Raw genomic sequence first — 17271 nt, 5'->3', positions numbered from 1 at the left:
AAAATGGTTGGTTACGAAATCTGAAATTGTTGGGCGAAGCGGTTGGCCTGCCGTTCTATGTCATCGGCAGCAAACAGTGCATGTACCACAGCCACCAGATCGGCACCGGCTTCAATGACCGTGGCCGCATTATCCACGCTGATTCCGCCGATCGCTACTACGGGAACATCCAGCTGTGCCCTTGCCTCCTGCAGCAGGCCGAGCGGGGCGGGTGTGGCACCGGGTTTGGTCAAGGACGGGAAAAATGCGCCGAAAGCGACATGATCGGCACCCTGACGTATGGCGTGATGTGCCAGTTCGAGACGGTCGTGACAGGTTTGGCCGATAAGAGCCTGTTTGCCCAGATATTCCCGTGCGGCAGCGACGCAGCCATCCTGCTGTCCCAGATGGACCCCGTCGGCACCGCTGGCCTGAGCCAGTTCTACATCATCATTGATCAATAGCGGGCAGTCATATTGCCGACAGAGATCCAGCAGCGCGCGGGCCTGGCGCAGGCGCTGTTCATGGTCATGGGACTTGTCGCGATACTGGAGCAGGCGCATGCCGCCTTTAAGGGCGGCCTCTACCTGTTCGAGCATGGCAATATCGGTGGGCATCAGTTTGGCATCGGTCAGGCCGTAAAGGCCGTGCAGTCGGGTCATGACAGGGTCTGTTTCCGGTTGTAATACTCTTCGATCTGCTGGCGGCTGATAAGGCCCAGAGGTTCGTCACGATTGCTGACAACCAGCAGGTAATTCAGCTGCTTTTGCTGCATCTGATCCAGCGCTTCCTTCAGAGTGGCGCGATAGAGTAAAGGTTCAATATCCGATCGTTGGGCCGGGAGGCTCAGCAGGTCAATGGGGGTGCTGTCGTCAGCATCTTCAGGCAAGCCTTCCAGATGTTGACGCAGGTCTGCAGGCGGCATCAGAACCGGTCGTGAGTCGGTGTTTACTAACAGCCAATGCGGCGCAGCTTCGAGCAACAGGCGCGCTTCGGACAGTGAGAGCTGTGAAGGCGTCGGGCTGAAATCACGCTGCATCAGGCTGCCCACCGCGGCACGAGACAGGATTTGTGCCAGCGGTGCCTGCCGAAGGTCCAGTCCCTGGTGCTGCAGGGACGCATGAAAGATCGACGGCAGGCCAAAACCGAATCGGGTGGTCAGATTGGCCACCAGAATAGCCAGCATGCCCGGCAGTATGATGCTGGTGTTCTGAGTCAGCTCCAGCATGGCCAGCAGTGCTGCCAGGGGGGCATTCAGCAGGGCAGCCATCATCGCTCCCATGCCCAGCATGGCATAGAGACCAGTATGAGGGGTATCCGTGATTAATGAGCCGATGGCGCCCAGCAGGGCACCGGCCACCACACCGATGAACAGGGTTGGGCCGATCAGGCCAGCCGGGATACCGAGGCCGATCACGATCGGGGTCAGCAGGCATTTGGCCAGCAGCAGGCCGGCCAAAAATAATATGGGTTCCGGTTCCGTGAACAGGGACTCGATGGTGTCATAACCGCCTCCCATCACCTCTGGCCACTGCAGGGCCACTATACCGGTCAGTAATCCGGCCAGCAGGAAACGAACCGGAAATGGCCAGTGCTTGAGCTTGAGGACCTGCATCTGCAGCAGGTGGAATCCGGTTGCCAGCAGGCCGCATACCAGTCCCAGCACCGCAATCAGTGGTAACTGGGTGAGCTCTTCGATGGACAGGTTGGGGGCAGTAAATACCAGGGCCTCTCCGACCAGTGCGCGAGAGACAATATCCCCGACCAGTGCGGCGACCATGACCGGCAGGAAACCGATCAGGGTGTACTCCAGCAACACCACCTCCATAGAGAAGATGACGGCTGCCAGCGGGGTATTGAAAGTGGCAGCGATCCCGGCGGCAGCGCCGCAGCCCACCAGTACGCGCATGGAGTTGTTGGGCAGATACAGTCGTTGACCCAGCAGGCTCCCAGCCCCGGCGCCAAGGTGCACGGCGGGTCCTTCACGGCCGACTGAATGGCCGCTGGCCAAGGCGATCAGTGCAGCCAGTCCCTGAATAAACAGGTTGAAAATGGGGAGTCGGCCTTCGTAGTTGGTCAGGCGTTCAAGCATGTGGACGATACCAACCGCTCGGGCATGAGCAGGAACCACGGCAAACAACAGGATCAGCAGCAGACTGCCCCCCAGAGGCAGCAACAGGCGATGGATATCATCGAGCTCTTCAAACCGCTCGGCGCCCCCCGGCAGTAGCCAGGCCTGCAACAGGGTGTCGGCTGAGCGAAAGAGGCTGATGAGCCCGCCGGCCGCGAGACCGGCCAGTATGCCCAGTATGACCAGCTGAGGCAGGGCGTCTGCATGCGCCAGGCGCTGGCGAAAATGTTCCAGTGATAGCGGTCGATGTGGCATGATGGCCTGTTCAGGGGATCATAGTCATCTGCTGAGCAGCTAAGTAGTATACCCTAACAGTTTTTACGCACTGATGAGAGGTTGATGTGGTTAAGGTAGGTATCGTCGGCGGCACCGGCTACACCGGTGTAGAGTTGTTGCGTCTTCTGGCAAACCATCCGCAGGCCAAGGTGGAGGTGATTACTTCCCGCTCCGAGGAAGGGATCCAGGTCGCAGACATGTTCCCCAACCTGCGTGGCCACTACGACCTCGCATTTACGGTGCCTGACGTGGATCGTCTGGCTGCCTGCGACGTGGTGTTCTTCGCGACCCCTCATGGCGTCGCCATGAGCATGGCGCCTGAGCTGGTTGACCGTGGCGTTCGTATTATTGACCTGGGTGCGGACTTCCGTATCAAGGATATCGAGCTTTGGGAAAAGTGGTACAACCTGAAGCACACGTGTCCGGACCTGGTTCAGAAGGCGGTCTACGGCTTGCCTGAAGTCAACCGTGATGCGATTCGTGAAGGGCAGCTGATTGGTTGTGCCGGCTGCTACCCGACAGCTGTTCAGCTGGGCTTCCGTCCGCTGCTCGAAAACGGACTGATCGATCACCGTCGTTTGATCGCCGACTGCAAGTCCGGCGTTACCGGAGCGGGTCGCGGTGCCAATGTGGCGATGCTGCAGGCAGAATCCAGCGAGAGTGTGAAAGCATACGGTGTGCCGGGTCACCGTCACCTGCCGGAAATCAAGCAGGGATTGAGCGGCATGGCTGGCCGCCCTGTAGGACTGACCTTCGCGCCGCACCTGATGCCAATGATTCGTGGTATCCACGCGACCCTGTACTCGATCCTGAAAGACCCGGTGGGTCCGGACCTTCAGACGCTGTTTGAAGAGTTCTACCGTGATGAGCCGTTCGTTGACGTGCTGCCGGCGGGGTCCCATCCGGAAACCCGCAGCGTTAAGGGCTCCAACATGTGCCGGATCAGTGTTCATCAGCCGCAGGGCGAAGATACAGTAGTGGTGCTGTCTGCCATCGACAATCTGGTCAAGGGTGCATCCGGCCAGGCAGTGCAGGTCATGAATATCATGTTTGATCTGCCGGAAACCGCTGGCCTGGAGCAGGTTGCATTGATGCCCTGATCTGCCAATACTTGACCGATTTACTCGGTTTAGGCAGAATGCGCTGTATCAAAGAGGGTTTAGTGTAACTATGAGCGATACTGCACAAGCGCCGGCGCTGTTGTTTACTGAAGCGGCGGCCAACAAGGTCAAATCATTGCTGGAAGAAGAGCAGAACGATAACCTGAAACTGCGTGTCTACATCACCGGTGGCGGTTGCGCGGGCTTCTCCTATGGTTTTACGTTCGATGAAAACATGGCGGATGACGATACCGCCGTCGAACGTGACGGTGTGATGCTGGTCGTGGATCCGATGAGCTTCCAGTATCTGGCGGGCGCCGAGGTGGACTATAAGGAAGGGTTGCAAGGTTCACAGTTTGTGATCAACAACCCTAATGCCACTACGACCTGTGGTTGCGGTTCGTCTTTCTCGATCTGAGCCTTTCTGTGGATCATCTTTAAAAACGCCGGCTTTTTATGCCGGCGTTTTTGTATTTGTAGTCAGCCGGTTCAGGCGGGATAAATGGCACCCAGAATACGGTTTCCCTGTGCTCCGGTAACGGCTGCCAAACTGGATGTTTGCCGGTTCAGTGTGCGCATGGCGAACCAGGCAAAGGCTGCGGCTTCTACCCAATCAGGCGCCAGTCCAAGTGCTTCGGTGGACGTGATTTCAGTATCCGGCAGGTGGTGTTGCAGGCGGTTTTGCAATGCGCGATTGTGGCTGCCTCCGCCACAAAGGAATAGCCTGGGATGGTTCAAACCGTGTTGATCGATCGCCTGTGCCAGCGAGACCGCCGTCAGCTCAAGCAGAGTGGCCTGTATGTTCTCGGGTGAGGGTGCTTCATCCAGTGTATCCAGCATCTGCTGCAGCCAGGGAAGGTCAAACTGTTCTCGTCCGGTGCTTTTGGGCGGTTTGCGTTGGAAATAAGGGTGCTCAAGCATTCGTTTAAGCAGTTCAGGTTGGACTTGTCCGCTGGAGGCCCAATTTCCGTCCCGGTCATAGTCCAGCCCGCGTTGTTGCCGTATCCAGCTGTCCATCAGTACGTTGCCGGGCCCTGTATCATAGCCCAGAACAGGCAAATCCTCGTGACCAGGCAGCAGGGTGATGTTGGCCATGCCGCCAAGATTGACAACCACTCGATCCTGTCCCGGTTTACCGAACAGCGCCTGATGAAATGCGGGAACCAGAGGGGCTCCCTGGCCGCCAGCAGCCAGATCGCGGCGACGGAAGTCGGCCACGGTGGTGATGCCTGTCTGTTCGGCAATGCAGGAAGGGTCGCCAATCTGCAGGCTGAAGTGTCGTTCGGGGCGGTGGCGGATGGTCTGGCCATGGCTGCCGATGGCGCAAACCTGTTTGGCGAGGAAGTTGCTGTGAGTCAGAAGTGCATTGGCTGCATCGGCAAACAGTCGGCCGAGCGCAACGTCCAGACTGCCGAGCTGGTCGATTTCATTCGGACCGCAGTGGTTCAGCGTCAGGATCTGTTGGCGCAAAGTGGCCGGTAAAGGGTAGGAAAGGCTGGCATGGAGCTGAAACTCAGGTACAAAGCTGACAAGGACGGCATCGACACTGTCCAGGCTGGTGCCAGACATGAGTCCAATGTAATACTCAGGTTTCACTTCGGGCTTTCCTCGTCACTCAAGGCCAGGTGGATATTGGCATGTTGATTGAGTACCGCCAGTAAACGTTCGGATTCAGCCTGGAAAGCAGCACGCTCCTCGCTGGCGACTGGTTCCGCTGCCGGCAGGGCTACGGTCAGCGGGTTCTTGTGAACGCCGTTGCTGCGGAATTCGTAATGCAGATGGGGTCCGGTGGCCAGGCCTGATGCACCGACATAGCCAATCACTTGGCCCTGCTTGACCCTTGCACCATTATTCAAGCCCTTCTGGTAGCGGCTCAGATGGGCGTACAGCGTTGTGATGTTGCCGCCATGCTGCAGAATGATGGTGCGACCATAACCGCCCTTGGTGCCGCGCCAAATGATTTTGCCATCACCGGCGGCCTTTATGGGTGTTCCGGTGGCCGCGGCATAGTCGACACCTCGGTGGGGGCGTTTCTTGCCCAGTACCGGGTGGTAACGCTCTGGCTTGAAGCGGGAGCTGATGCGGCTGAAGTCCACCGGTGAACGCAGGAAAGCCTTGCGCATGCTACGTCCGTCGGGAGCAAAATACTGACTGTTGCCTTTGCTGTCAGTGAAGCGGATAGCCGAGAAGGTTTTGCCCTGGTTGATGAATTCTGCGGCGAGTATGCGACTCTGATCCAGCGGCGCATCATCGAGATAGTCCTGCTCATACAGTATCCGAAAGCGGTCGCCTTCACGAATATCCAGTGCAAAATCGATATCCCAGCCAAAGATCTCGGCCAATTGCATAATGGTCTTGTTGGAGAGTCCGGCTTCTGACGCGTCCAGAAAAAGGGAGCGGGTAATGGTGCCTTCAGCATAGGCAGTTCGGCTTTCAGGTGTACGTTCAAGTTGCTGGACCTGGTAGCCGGTGTCGGTCAGTTCAATTAGCGTAGTATTCAGTCGGTCCTGGGCATGCCGCAGTTTACGCAGCAGCCCATCCTCTATCAGAAAGGCCAGTGTCTGCCCCGGGCGCAGCCGGGATAAGGCATCGCTGCCACTGACGGCCTGTGAAATGCGGTAGACATCACGTGGACCAAGTCCGGCACGCTTGAATAGCGTGGTCAGGTTATCGCCGCTTTTTACAGGGTATTCAACCCAGTTCTCAACGCGCTGAGGTACAGGTTTGAGAGCTGGGGCGGGCTCTGCCGCAATTTCTGGAGTATCCAGGCTGTCAGGCTTGGGCTCAGGCTCCGACGGTGTCACTGCAGGTGTTGTTGGATTACTGACGGAAGACGAATCGAAAGGGGTAGAATTGACAGGCTCTGCAGGTGATTGCTCTTTAGGCCAAACAAGGACAATGGTGATGACTGCGATCAGAATGGCCATGGAGGTCATCAGGTGTAGTCTTGGCAGACGGCGGAGTTGAAGTATCAGCGGGGTCACTTGAGTACCTATTACAACAGGGCATAAAAATAGAACGACAGCTCAGTATAACGAAAATTCCCGGCCGTTGACGGGATCGCTCATGGCACCTGACATGGAGCATGTTTGTTCAGTCATCAGCGAAGGTTTAGAATGCTGCGTCTGCTTACTTTAATTCAATAGAGAGATTTCGGCGGTATGAACGCAAACAGCTTGATCGATGACCTTAAAGCCCGTGGTCTCATCGCACAGATGACCAATGAAGAGGAACTGGCAGAGCATTTGGCTCAGGGACCGGTTACCCTTTATTGCGGCTTCGATCCGACTGCCGACAGTTTGCATCTCGGTCACCTGGTGCCTCTATTGATGCTGAAGCGATTCCAGGATGCGGGGCATCGACCCATTGCTCTGGTTGGTGGCGCAACGGGTCTCATTGGCGATCCGAGCTTCAAGGACCAGGAGCGTCAACTCAACTCTGAAGAAGTAGTGCAGCAGTGGAGTGAATGCCTCAAGTCTCAGATCAGTCGCTTCATTGAGTTTGATGGCGCAGATGGCGCAATTCTGGCCAACAACTACGACTGGACTTCCGGGGTGGATGTGCTGAGTTTCCTGCGCGATATCGGCAAACACTTTACCGTCAATAAAATGATTGCCAAGGAGTCGGTTAAGCAGCGTATCGAGCGTGAAGGTTCTGGTCTGTCGTTTACTGAGTTTACCTATCAGATTCTGCAGTCGTACGACTTCCAGCAGTTGAACAGCAAGTACGGTTGCACCATGCAGATCGGTGGTTCGGATCAGTGGGGCAATATTGTTGGCGGAATTGAGCTGACCCGCCGTGTGAATGGTGCGTCCACGCATGCGCTGACGTTGCCGTTGATCACCAAGTCCGATGGTACGAAATTCGGTAAAACCGAAGGTGGTGCGGTTTGGCTGGATGCGAAGAAGACCTCGCCTTATGCCTTCTACCAGTTCTGGCTGCAAACGCCTGATGCGGATGTATATCGCTTCATGAAGTTCTTTACCTTCCTCCCGGTTAGTGAGATCGATGCGATTGAAGCGGCTGATCGTGAGCGTGCAGGTCGACCGGAGGCGCAGCGTATCCTGGCCGAGCAGATGACAGCGCTAGTTCATGGTGAGGAAGCACTACAGGCAGCACGTCGTATAACTGAAGCACTTTTCTCCGGAGATCTGTCAGAACTGAGCCTGGAAGACTATGCTCAGCTGGAGCAGGATGGCTTGCCGGCGACTCAAGTACCGGCTGATCTGGGAGAGTTGCCACTGACAACTCTGTTTGCCGATGCTGGGTTGGCCTCATCAGGCAAGCAGGTCAAGGACGCGCTGCAGCGTAATGCCGTAATGATCAATGATCAGGCATGTGGCATGGATCAGAATATGAATGCGGCGGCACTGTTTACCAAGGAAGCCGGGCGTTTCGGTAAGTACTTCCTAGTGAAGTTGGGTAAGAAGAAACACCATCTTTTCTATCTGGGCTAAGGCAGGGAAAAGGCGGGTGTTAAACAGGCGCATTGAGCGCCTGTTTTTATTTTTAACCTTTTTGAAATCTTTTTACAAAAAGGCGTTGACACCCGGGTGGGGATGCGTAGAATACGCCTCCTCGCTTGAGACGACAGGGTTCGCGAAACACTGAGCGGCTCTAGTGAGAAGGAGATAAGTTCTTGAAACTGAATAAGTTTCTGATGTAGAATCTGCCTCCTTGATCTCAACCGGATCGTTGTGAAGTGTTACGACACTGAAACAAAAAACGAAAAAAATGGTTGACATCGAAAATCGGCGTAGTAAGATATGCGCCTCGCTTGAGACAACAGGTTGCGCTACGGCGCGGTTGGCCAAGCCCGCTCTTTAACAAATTGATCAGGTAATATGTGTGGGCGCTTGTCAGGATTGAGCACGCAAAGCTTAATCAAGGCAAGCAACCTAACTGAATATTCATTTAGCGTTGTGTAATACCTTGAGCCGAGTCTGAAGGGATCATTCCTCCTTTCGTAAAAGACTCAACCAAAGATTTAAACTGAAGAGTTTGATCATGGCTCAGATTGAACGCTGGCGGCAGGCCTAACACATGCAAGTCGAGCGGCAGCGGGATCTAGCTTGCTAGATCGCCGGCGAGCGGCGGACGGGTGAGTAACGCGTGGGAATCTACCTGGTAGTGGGGGACAACAGTCGGAAACGACTGCTAATACCGCATACGCCCTTCGGGGGAAAGTGGGGGATCTTCGGACCTCACGCTATCAGATGAGCCCGCGTCGGATTAGCTGGTTGGTGAGGTAAAGGCTCACCAAGGCGATGATCCGTAGCTGGTCTGAGAGGATGATCAGCCACACTGGGACTGAGACACGGCCCAGACTCCTACGGGAGGCAGCAGTGGGGAATATTGGACAATGGGGGCAACCCTGATCCAGCCATGCCGCGTGTGTGAAGAAGGCCTTCGGGTTGTAAAGCACTTTCAGCAGTGAGGAAAGGTGTGTCGTTAATACCGGCATGCTGTGACGTTAACTGCAGAAGAAGCACCGGCTAACTCCGTGCCAGCAGCCGCGGTAATACGGAGGGTGCAAGCGTTAATCGGAATTACTGGGCGTAAAGCGCGCGTAGGTGGTTTGGTCAGTCAGATGTGAAAGCCCCGGGCTTAACCTGGGAACTGCACCTGATACTGCCAAACTAGAGTACGGTAGAGGGCAGTGGAATTTCCGGTGTAGCGGTGAAATGCGTAGAGATCGGAAGGAACACCAGTGGCGAAGGCGACTGCCTGGACTGATACTGACACTGAGGTGCGAAAGCGTGGGTAGCAAACAGGATTAGATACCCTGGTAGTCCACGCCGTAAACGATGTCAACTAGCCGTTGGGGGACTTGATCCTTTAGTGGCGCAGCTAACGCGATAAGTTGACCGCCTGGGGAGTACGGCCGCAAGGTTAAAACTCAAATGAATTGACGGGGGCCCGCACAAGCGGTGGAGCATGTGGTTTAATTCGAAGCAACGCGAAGAACCTTACCTACTCTTGACATCCTGCGAACTTGGTAGAGATACCTTGGTGCCTTCGGGAGCGCAGTGACAGGTGCTGCATGGCTGTCGTCAGCTCGTGTTGTGAAATGTTGGGTTAAGTCCCGTAACGAGCGCAACCCCTATCCTTATTTGCCAGCACTTCGGGTGGGAACTCTAAGGAGACTGCCGGTGACAAACCGGAGGAAGGTGGGGATGACGTCAAGTCATCATGGCCCTTACGAGTAGGGCTACACACGTGCTACAATGGCCGGTACAGAGGGCCGCGAACCTGCGAGGGTAAGCTAATCTCAGAAAACCGGTCGTAGTCCGGATCGCAGTCTGCAACTCGACTGCGTGAAGTCGGAATCGCTAGTAATCGCGAATCAGAATGTCGCGGTGAATACGTTCCCGGGCCTTGTACACACCGCCCGTCACACCATGGGAGTGGGTTGCACCAGAAGTAGCTAGTCTAACCTTCGGGAGGACGGTTACCACGGTGTGATTCATGACTGGGGTGAAGTCGTAACAAGGTAGCCCTAGGGGAACCTGGGGCTGGATCACCTCCTTAAACGATTGCGAAGTTCTGGCAAGCGTTCACACATATTACCTGATCGAAAGTTGAAGAGAGCGTAATCAGCCTGGTGCTGAATATGTAGGCTTGTAGCTCAGTTGGTTAGAGCGCACCCCTGATAAGGGTGAGGTCGGTGGTTCAAATCCACTCAGGCCTACCAATTTCCTCACGGCCTGGCCGATGGGGAAGCGACTCGATGGGGCTATAGCTCAGCTGGGAGAGCGCCTGCTTTGCACGCAGGAGGTCTGCGGTTCGATCCCGCATAGCTCCACCATTCCTTAGATGCCTGGAATGGTCAAGAAAGTTTTAAAACATACGCTCTTTTGAGTTTATCTTTTAAAGCTTCTTAGCTTTAAACGCTCTTTAACAAATTGGATCTGAAAGATTGTCTTGTATTGTTTGATACAAGCGCCAACCGGCGATAATCGTTACGAACCATTCATTTTTCCAGACGCCTTCGGGTTATATGGTCAAGTGAATAAGCGTGCACGGTGGATGCCTTGGCAGTCAGAGGCGATGAAGGACGTAGTAACCTGCGATAAGCCTCGGGGAGTCGGTAAACAGACTTTGATCCGAGGATTTCCGAATGGGGAAACCCACCCGCTTGCGGGTATCTCTTAACTGAATACATAGGTTTTGAGAGGCGAACCCGGGGAACTGAAACATCTAAGTACCCGGAGGAAAAGAAATCAACCGAGATTCCCTTAGTAGCGGCGAGCGAACGGGGACCAGCCCTTAAGCTGTGATGTGGTTAGCAGAACACTCTGGAAAGTGTGGCCATAGTGGGTGATAGCCCCGTATGCGAAAACCTATTTACAGTGAAATCGAGTAGGACGGGACACGTGTTATCCTGTCTGAATATGGGGGGACCATCCTCCAAGGCTAAATACTCCTGACTGACCGATAGTGAACCAGTACCGTGAGGGAAAGGCGAAAAGAACCCCTGTGAGGGGAGTGAAATAGACCCTGAAACCGTGTACGTACAAGCAGTGGGAGCCGTTTTCGGACGGTGACTGCGTACCTTTTGTATAATGGGTCAGCGACTTACTTTCAGTGGCAAGCTTAACCGTTTAGGGGAGGCGTAGGGAAACCGAGTCTTAATAGGGCGCCAAGTCGCTGGGAGTAGACCCGAAACCGGGCGATCTATCCATGGGCAGGTTGAAGGTTGAGTAACATCAACTGGAGGACCGAACCGACTACCGTTGAAAAGTTAGCGGATGACCTGTGGATCGGAGTGAAAGGCTAATCAAGCCCGGAGATAGCTGGTTCTCCTCGAAAGCTATTTAGGTAGCGCCTCATGTCTCACCTTGGGGGGTAGAGCACTGTTTCGGCTAGGGGGTCATCCCGACTTACCAACCCGATGCAAACTCCGAATACCCAAGAGTGCAATCATGGGAGACACACGGCGGGTGCTAACGTCCGTCGTGGAAAGGGAAACAACCCAGACCGCCAGCTAAGGTCCCAAAGTTCTAGTTAAGTGGGAAACGATGTGGGAAGGCTTAGACAGCTAGGAGGTTGGCTTAGAAGCAGCCACCCTTTAAAGAAAGCGTAATAGCTCACTAGTCGAGTCGGCCTGCGCGGAAGATATAACGGGGCTCAAACTAGACACCGAAGCTGCGGATGCCTTAGGGCATGGTAGAGGAGCGTTCTGTAAGCCGTTGAAGCGGAAGCTGTAAGGCACCGTGGAGGTATCAGAAGTGCGAATGCTGACATAAGTAACGATAAAGGGGGTGAAAAACCCCCTCGCCGGAAGACCAAGGGTTCCTATCCAACGTTAATCGGGGTAGGGTGAGTCGGCCCCTAAGGCGAGGCTGAAAAGCGTAGTCGATGGGAAACAGGTTAATATTCCTGTACCGCGCATAACTGCGACGGGGGGACGGAGAAGGCTAGGCCAGCGCGGCGTTGGTTGTCCGCGTTTAAGGGTGTAGGTTGAGGAGTTAGGCAAATCCGGCTCCTTAAGACTGAGACCTGATGACGAGACTCTTTATGAGTCGAAGTGGTTGATGCCATGCTTCCAGGAAAATCCTCTAAGCTTCAGGTTATGCGGGACCGTACCCGAAACCGACACAGGTGGTCAGGTTGAGAATACCAAGGCGCTTGAGAGAACTCGGGTGAAGGAACTAGGCAAAATGGTGCCGTAACTTCGGGAGAAGGCACGCCGGTGTTGGTGATGAGACTTGCTCTCTAAGCTGATGCCGGTCGAAGATACCAGGTGGCTGCGACTGTTTATTAAAAACACAGCACTCTGCAAACACGAAAGTGGACGTATAGGGTGTGACGCCTGCCCGGTGCCGGAAGGTTAATTGATGGGGTTAGCTTCGGCGAAGCTCTTGATCGAAGCCCCGGTAAACGGCGGCCGTAACTATAACGGTCCTAAGGTAGCGAAATTCCTTGTCGGGTAAGTTCCGACCTGCACGAATGGCGTAACGATGGCCACACTGTCTCCACCCGAGACTCAGTGAAATTGAACTCGCTGTGAAGATGCAGCGTACCCGCGGCTAGACGGAAAGACCCCGTGAACCTTTACTATAGCTTCACAGTGGACTTTGACATTACTTGTGTAGGATAGCTGGGAGGCTTTGAAGCTCGGACGCCAGTTCGAGTGGAGCCGTCCTTGAAATACCAGCCTGGTACTGTTGAGGTTCTAACTCAGGTCCGTAATCCGGATCGAGGACATTGTGTGGTGGGTAGTTTGACTGGGGCGGTCTCCTCCCAAAGCGTAACGGAGGAGCACGAAGGTACCCTCAGGCTGGTCGGAAATCAGCCAATGAGCGCAAGAGTAGAAGGGTGCTTGACTGCGAGACAGACACGTCGAGCAGGTACGAAAGTAGGTTCTAGTGATCCGGTGGTTCTGTATGGAAGGGCCATCGCTCAACGGATAAAAGGTACTCCGGGGATAACAGGCTGATACCGCCCAAGAGTTCACATCGACGGCGGTGTTTGGCACCTCGATGTCGGCTCATCACATCCTGGGGCTGAAGCCGGTCCCAAGGGTATGGCTGTTCGCCATTTAAAGTGGTACGCGAGCTGGGTTTAGAACGTCGTGAGACAGTTCGGTCCCTATCTGCCGTGGGCGTTTGAGATTTGAGAAGAGTTGCTCCTAGTACGAGAGGACCGGAGTGAACGAACCTCTGGTGTTCCGGTTGTCACGCCAGTGGCATTGCCGGGTAGCTACGTTCGGACGGGATAACCGCTGAAAGCATCTAAGCGGGAAGCCTCCTTCAAGATGAGATCTCACTGGACCCTTGAGGTCCCTGTAGAGCCGTCCGAGACCAGGACGTTGATAGGCTGGGTGTGTAAGCGTTGTAAGGCGTTGAGCTAACCAGTACTAATTGCTCGTGAGGCTTGACCATATAACGCCCAAGGCGTTTGAAATGAATGGTTAGAAAGATTATCGTAGCTCGTAAGAGCACCGGTTGAACGCTTGTAGCGACAACACAGACAGTCACGAATTTCAGATCTGATTTGTACCAGTTTTGCTTGGCGACCATAGAGACGTGGAACCACCTGATCCCATCCCGAACTCAGCAGTGAAACGCGTCATCGCCGATGGTAGTGTGGGGCTTCCCCATGTGAGAGTAGGTCATCGCCAAGCACTTATTTAAGCAGAACCCCGGTCTCGTTGAGGCCGGGGTTTTGCGTTATGGGGCGGTAGAACCGAGCGCAGAAAAGCAGCCGATCCTGTGATCGACTGCGTTGTCTCTTGGATAACGGGGTTATGCCATCAAGTGATGGCCAGCATCGATATGGATGCGGTTACCGGTCAGTGCGGATGCATGATCGCTGATCAGAAAGGCGGCCATGCGGCCCACATCATTAGGGGTACCCAATCGGTGCAGCGGGGAGCGGCTGACAGCGTCTTCCATCAGTTCGTCAAAGGCATTGATACCGCTTGCAGCTCGTGTCGGCATAGGGCCCGGCGAGAGCGAGTGGACGCGAATATTCTTGGGGCCCAGTTCCGAAGCAAGATAACGGACAGAGCTCTCAAGTGCGGCTTTCACGGGTCCCATGAGGTTGTAGTGTTCAACAACGCGCTCGGCACCGTGATAACTCATCGTTAACAGGGTTCCACCAGAAGGCATTAAATCGCGGCTAAGGCGTGCCATTCGGATGAAGGAGTGGCAGGAAATATCCATCGCCTGGCTGAATCCTTCCGCTGAAGAGTCAATCAGCTGGCCGTGTAGCTCATCCAGCGGGGACCAGGCGATGGAATGGATTACGAAATCCAGTTCACCCCATTCATCTTCCAGCTTTTTGAATACCGCTTCCAATTGCCCCGGCTCGGCTACGTTGCAAGGCAGCAAGAAGCTTGCATTCAGTTGTTTTGCCAAGGGTTCTACAAAAGGCAGCGCCTTGTTGTTCAGGTAGGTCACGCACAGCTCGGCTCCCAGTGATGCCAAGACTTCTGCACAACCGTAGGCAATACTGTGGCGATTCGCGATACCAAAGATCACGCCACGCTTGCCGGTCAGATCGATCATCCTGCTCTCTCCTTAATCACGAGACTTCAATAATGGTGTATTTGGATGACAGTGAAATGAAGCTCAGAGCAGAGCCCATGGGCACCAAAACTCCATGAGCTTCATAACGCGACCTTGAACGCTGCCTGGCAACGATCAAGGTCGTTAGGGAAGGTTTTGAAAGTGTAACTGATTGTTGGAGCTAGGCCTCAGGTAAATCAGGCTGAGGTCTTCCAATGTGATAGCCTTGGGCGTAATCGATACCACTTTGCTTCACCAGTTCCAGTACCTCTTCAGTTTCGACAAACTCGGCTACAGTCTTAAGCTTAAGCTTCTTGGCCAGCTCGGTGATGCTGGTGACAAATGCCAAATCTCTGGGGTCATTGGCCATATTGGCGATGAATTCCCCTTCAATTTTGACGAAGTCGATCGGCAGATACTTGAGATAGTGGAAGGACGAAAAACCTGAACCAAAGTCGTCTATGGCCAATAGGTAACCCGAGTCCTTGAGGCTACGTACGAAGTTTTCCAATAGCGCGATGTTTTTGACCGTATCCCTCTCGGTGATTTCGAACACAATTCGTTCGGGCACCATATTGTACTTCATGGTCAACTCATGCAACGTCTGCAGAAAGTCGCGCACCAATACGGCTCTGGGCGAAAGGTTGATAAACAGCAGGCCGCGGTAATCCCTCTCTTGTACCATGGCAAAGGCCTTGTCCATGACAATGTAGTCCAGCAGGTGGACCTTGCCCATGGACTCCGCTATCTCGATGAATTCTCCCGCGGACATCAACTGCTGATTCGGCAGGCGAAGTCGGCTCAATACCTCCACGGCCGGAATGCCTTCCTCCAGTGGCTGTATTGGCTGGAACACAGGGATGATACTGCGCTCTTCAATGGCGTTGTTGACCAGCAGCATCTTCTGATTGAGGTCGTTGAAAATATCAGCGACATCATCCTGATGGGGAAGGCTGATCCGGTTTTTACCCTGGCTTTTGGCACGGTACATCAGGTTGTCCACAAACATGAACAGGTCCTTGCGATTGTCCGCATGGTCAGGGAAACACCCGACGCCAATTGAACCGGTCACGCGAATGGTTTCTTTGTTATCGGTTTCCAGTGCGAATGACTGCAGACACTGCAAGAGCTGCTCAGATACCTGCTCCGTTTCCTCCTGGGTCGTTTCCGGCAGTATGACCACGAACTCATCGCCGCCGTAACGTGCCAGAATATGGCCCGTTTTCAGCACGTTTTGCATCGACAGGGAAAGTTGACGCAGGAGGGTGTCTCCTGTGGCGTGCCCATAGCCATCATTGATCGCCTTGAAGTTATCAAGATCGATCAGCATCAATGCCACCTGGTAACCATGGCGTTGACTTCGATCCAGTTCGTAGTCCAACAGTTCCCAGAACATGCGCTGGTTATACAGGTTGGTCAGCGGATCGCGAGTTGCGTAGTACTCCAGATCTCGGGTGTATTTGTAGATAGCCTTGACTGAGCCGACAACGTTCAGCAGTGTCGACAGGATGCTTTCCAGTACCAGAACCTTGGTGTTGTCCTTGACGATATCGGCATGTACACCGATGCCGACTATGCCGCCAATCTTGGGCGTTACCACCAACAGAGATTTGGTCTGAAGTTCAATTTCCTCGGCGGCCAGGGCCATCTCGCCACTGCTTTGCACGGCATTATGGTGAATCACGATTTCGCCGGGCAAGGTAAAACTGTCATTGTCACGCAGTCGTTTTAGAACGGCACTTTCCATCATTTTCCGGGTTTCTGCCGTTGGTGGGTGCAGCCAGAAAATCTCCAGGTCAAAGATCTCGTCATCCACTTTGAAAATGGAAAACATGGTGTAGATCTGGATAACCTGGTTTATGTCCAGCATCAACAGGTTGATGTATTCACGCCAGTCTCGTACGACCTCTGAGGTAATCACGAACTTTTCCAGCAGGCGTATTTCGAACTCAAGCAGATCCTTATCTACTGCAATTGATCGCAGTCTTTCTGCCAGCGTTTCGACCTGAGTAAAGATGTGATTGATTTCACGAAACCCCATCTCCTGACGGTGGCTGGACAGCTGATTCAGATCCTGCAGGGAGTCCACACGGGCAATCCCGTTGCTCAGTTCCTCCACGGAACGGTTGACCTTGAATGTGACCTTGCGTACTGCCCAGAAGCCGAATAGCGCCGGCAGGGGAGAAAGCAATAACAGATAAGCCAGCAGGTTACGGGTTGCACTGTCGAACTGGCGCCCCAGGTCCTGATGCACTTCGATCAGCCCCAGGTTGTCGCCGACCTGTGCATTGATATGACAGCCAAGGCAGACCTCACGTGCCTGCAGGGGATACAGAAATCGCTGCTGATCGCCCTCTGTAATTTCCATGCTCTCGCCGCTTTTCATTGCCTGGCGCATCATGGCATCCAGCGGTGGTTGATCAATTTCACCGAAACGTTCGACCACTCGGCTGCCGCGATAGAGCGTCACTGCCAATCCTGATACGTCGTGTTCGGGACGGGATAGCTGCTGAATGAATTGCTCCAGCTGCTGACGGGTCCAGCCTTGGCTCATGACCAGATACATGGAGTTGAACGTACTTTCCGCGACGGCACGTGCCACTTCTTCGGCGTTATCCCGCACACTGGCATAATAAGCTTGCCTGCATACCAGCAGCAGAACCATGAAACCGATGGCCGAAAACAGCAGGGTCCGGTTGAGCAGGTAGCCGCGAATGGAAGGTGCTTGGTCGCGTTCAGTCATTTGGATAAACCATTGTAATTATTGTCG

General features: G+C 54.3%; 9 protein-coding genes, 2 tRNA genes and 3 rRNA genes. 8 read left to right on the top strand and 6 right to left on the bottom strand.

The window, feature by feature from the left end:
• Window positions 1-11 precede the first annotated feature (11 nt).
• Window positions 12-641: a thiamine phosphate synthase gene (gene thiE / locus LN244_RS14515; RefSeq protein ID WP_239040487.1), complete on the bottom strand. Its 630-nt coding sequence runs from the start codon at window positions 639-641 to the stop codon at window positions 12-14.
• Window positions 638-2365, bottom strand: coding sequence for a chloride channel protein (locus tag LN244_RS14510; protein ID WP_239040486.1), 1728 nt, complete (start codon window positions 2363-2365; stop codon window positions 638-640). Before LN244_RS14510 ends, thiE begins: the two co-directional genes overlap by 4 nt.
• An 86-nt stretch (window positions 2366-2451) precedes the next feature.
• Here LN244_RS14510 and argC point away from each other — a divergent pair, with 86 nt between their 5' ends.
• On the top strand, window positions 2452-3486 hold the full coding sequence (argC, locus tag LN244_RS14505) for an N-acetyl-gamma-glutamyl-phosphate reductase (RefSeq protein WP_239040485.1): 1035 nt from the start codon (window positions 2452-2454) through the stop codon (window positions 3484-3486).
• Between the two features lie 70 nt (window positions 3487-3556).
• Window positions 3557-3904 (top strand): iron-sulfur cluster insertion protein ErpA, encoded by a 348-nt coding sequence (erpA, locus tag LN244_RS14500; protein ID WP_239040484.1) that lies wholly within the window; start codon window positions 3557-3559, stop codon window positions 3902-3904.
• Window positions 3905-3975: 71 nt separating this feature from the next.
• Here the strand turns inward: erpA and LN244_RS14495 are convergent, their stop codons facing one another.
• Both LN244_RS14495 and LN244_RS14490 read right to left on the bottom strand, forming a co-directional pair.
• The gene (locus tag LN244_RS14495; RefSeq protein ID WP_239040483.1) at window positions 3976-5082 is read right to left on the bottom strand and encodes an anhydro-N-acetylmuramic acid kinase; all 1107 of its coding nucleotides are present in this window, start codon (window positions 5080-5082) and stop codon (window positions 3976-3978) included.
• On the bottom strand, window positions 5079-6413 hold the full coding sequence (locus tag LN244_RS14490; protein ID WP_239040482.1) for an OapA family protein: 1335 nt from the start codon (window positions 6411-6413) through the stop codon (window positions 5079-5081). The genes LN244_RS14495 and LN244_RS14490 overlap by 4 nt, the downstream gene beginning before the upstream one ends.
• A gap of 234 nt (window positions 6414-6647) precedes the next feature.
• Between LN244_RS14490 and tyrS the strand changes: the two genes are divergently transcribed.
• The 6 genes from tyrS (at window position 6648) to rrf (ending at window position 13615) form a co-directional block, all read left to right on the top strand.
• A complete protein-coding gene (gene tyrS / locus LN244_RS14485) occupies window positions 6648-7943 on the top strand; it encodes a tyrosine--tRNA ligase (RefSeq protein WP_239040481.1) in 1296 nt (431 codons plus the stop codon).
• 532 nt (window positions 7944-8475) lie between these two features.
• A 16S ribosomal RNA gene (locus tag LN244_RS14480) occupies window positions 8476-10017 on the top strand.
• 86 nt (window positions 10018-10103) lie between these two features.
• Window positions 10104-10180, top strand: a tRNA-Ile gene (locus LN244_RS14475).
• 38 nt (window positions 10181-10218) lie between these two features.
• Window positions 10219-10294, top strand: a tRNA-Ala gene (locus LN244_RS14470).
• A 194-nt stretch (window positions 10295-10488) separates the two neighbouring features.
• Window positions 10489-13373, top strand: a 23S ribosomal RNA gene (locus LN244_RS14465).
• Window positions 13374-13499: 126 nt separating this feature from the next.
• Window positions 13500-13615, top strand: a 5S ribosomal RNA gene (rrf, locus tag LN244_RS14460).
• The 16S, 23S and 5S rRNA genes sit together here with 2 tRNA genes alongside, the layout of an rRNA operon.
• Window positions 13616-13736: 121 nt before the next feature.
• Here rrf and fabI read toward each other — a convergent pair.
• Both fabI and LN244_RS14450 read right to left on the bottom strand, forming a co-directional pair.
• Entirely contained in the window at window positions 13737-14501 is a 765-nt protein-coding gene (gene fabI, locus LN244_RS14455; RefSeq protein WP_239040480.1) for an enoyl-ACP reductase FabI, read from the bottom strand.
• A 181-nt stretch (window positions 14502-14682) separates the two neighbouring features.
• Entirely contained in the window at window positions 14683-17244 is a 2562-nt protein-coding gene (locus LN244_RS14450; protein ID WP_239040479.1) for a putative bifunctional diguanylate cyclase/phosphodiesterase, read from the bottom strand.
• Between the last annotated feature and the right edge of the window lie 27 nt (window positions 17245-17271).

Source organism: Marinobacterium sediminicola (assembly GCF_022343685.1).
In the GTDB taxonomy this organism is placed as follows: Bacteria; Pseudomonadota; Gammaproteobacteria; order Pseudomonadales; family Balneatricaceae; genus Marinobacterium; species Marinobacterium sediminicola.
This window is presented reverse-complemented; position numbering and strand designations above follow the sequence as displayed.